General features: G+C 65.6%; 2 protein-coding genes and 1 pseudogene. All 3 read right to left on the bottom strand.

Going from position 1 to position 1,935, the window contains the following annotated elements:
* A pseudogene (locus MLGJGCBP_RS47485) lies at positions 1-302 on the bottom strand (hypothetical protein); the annotation flags it as partial.
* Between the two features lie 35 nt (positions 303-337).
* On the bottom strand, positions 338-1,300 hold the full coding sequence (locus tag MLGJGCBP_RS47480) for a hypothetical protein (RefSeq protein ID WP_160093624.1): 963 nt from the start codon (positions 1,298-1,300) through the stop codon (positions 338-340).
* Positions 1,301-1,322: 22 nt separating this feature from the next.
* Positions 1,323-1,935: DUF4913 domain-containing protein (locus MLGJGCBP_RS47475; protein WP_236581722.1), on the bottom strand; the 613-nt coding region annotated here is incomplete at its 5' end.

Below are 1,935 nucleotides of genomic sequence, written 5' to 3'. Positions count from 1 at the left end.
TGGGAGTGTTCCTGCCACGCTTGGGCGTGCTGCCACTGGTCGGCGATCTCGCCGGGCTGTGCGCGGTTCCACCATTGGTCATCAAATGAGGCACGCAGATACGCTTCGATGCCTGCACGGTCGGTCTCGAGTCGTTGTGCGAGTTCACGGGTGCGTTCGGTGGATTCGCGGCGCGCCTGCTCGAGGTCACGCTCACGGTTGCGAGCCATTTTCTCGGCGATGCGCGAGGCCAGTTGCAGTGCGACCCGCATCATGCCGTTGATTTCCCGGCTTGCCGAGTCGACTTCGGGGCCTTCGGACATGTGGTTCTCCTTACGGTGGTCGAACGATTCGGGGGTTAACGCCCTAGGTCGGTGTCACGCCGTCGTATAGGCGGGTTACGCGCGTCGTCGTTGCTCAGCGAGGTCTGTGCTGTCGGTGTGGACTGGGGCGGGTAGGGGTAGTCGAGGACGTGCGCTGGCGGGCTGCTTGCTTGCAGCTGGTCGATGAGCGGGGGGATCGCCGAATCACTGGAACGGTCACGGGTTATGGCCGTGTCGATGCCGGTCGTGTTGCTCACGGACGATGCGACCGGTTCGCCCCCGTGCATGTCGAGGTGGGCCCTTGTGATCTTGGCCTGGTCGGCGGCGGCGAAGAGAGCCTCCCGTTGTTGAGGTGTGAGGGCGGGGTCTTTGGCGAGGTCATCGACGAGGTCGAGCATCAGTTCCGAACGTCCGTAGAGCAGTTCCATGTTCAGGTCGAGGTCCAGGTTCGGGTCTGTGCGGGCGGCGGTCTCGATTTGGGCTTCGCTGTGCCCGGCCTCGCGGGCCCGGTCTTTCGCGCGGTCGACCTCGCCGGCGAGGTGCCGTTCGAAGGACTCATGCTGTCCGATCTGGGGGGTGTGGACGTTGTGGGCGGACCAGGCGACGTCGCGTAGTTCCGGCGAGAGTGGTTGGTGGACGGGTGAGTGCGGGTTCCTGAGTTCGGAGAGGATCTCGTTGGCATGAATGGTGAGGATCTCCCATGCGCGGGAGTATGAGGACCGCTGTTCGTCGAGCTCAGGGTGGACGTCGTCGATATGTCGAGGGCCAGCCGCGAAGATCACCTGGGTCGCTGCGGTGTCGTCGCGGGTGAGGGACACGTCGACCTGGGATGCGCCGTCGGACCGCGCCGTGCGGACGGCGTCGTAGAGGGCTTCGTACGCGGCGGCCTGCGAGGTGTGCTGGGTGGTGGAGGTGCCATGCGGCAGCCCATGTGTGCCGTTGTTGCGGTAATAGTGGCAGGTGGCGGTGTAAATGCCGTCGTCGTCGTGCATTCCCATGCCGGTTTCCTTTCGCTGGTGCCTAGAGGTTCCGGGTGTCCGGGAACATCCCGGCAGGTGCCGGGTCGGTCGGCAACGGCGCGATGGCGTTGTCCGCGGAGTGATGGCCGTGCGCGGCACTGCACTTGCTGAACGGGCCGTCCGAGGCCATCAGCACCGACATGTGGTGGTCGGCGTGGTCGCGCCACCACACGCTCATTCCGGTGGTGGGGTCGCGGCGGAAGTGTTCCCAGGTGCGCCAGAGCGCTTCGAGTCGGGAGATCGCTTCTTCGTGCCGCCACCACTGTGGGCACCAGCGGATTTCATGGTTGTCGATGACGTCGCGGCGGTAGCCGGGGGCCAGGCGTACCCGGACGAACTCTTCGGTCGACCCGAACACGGTGGTCGGCGGGTTTTCCGCCTCCTGTGCTGCCTGGGCGGCCGCGGCTAGTTGCATCTCCAGCTCGGCCGCGAGCCGCCGCTGGGAGAGCTCCTCGATCCGCTGATAGATTTCCGGTGTGAGGAGCTCGGCGAGTTGGGTTTCGGCGATCACCTTGATCTGCGTACTGAGCAAAGCCCCGGTGACCTTCTCGATCCGGGCGCTCAGTTCATCGGACACTGCGAGGGCTTCGCCTGCACCGTTCCCGCCGGCCGGG

Origin of the sequence: Rhodococcus sp. T7, from assembly GCF_009872365.1 — a bacterium.
Classification (GTDB): Bacteria; Actinomycetota; Actinomycetes; order Mycobacteriales; family Mycobacteriaceae; genus Rhodococcus_F.
This window is presented reverse-complemented; position numbering and strand designations above follow the sequence as displayed.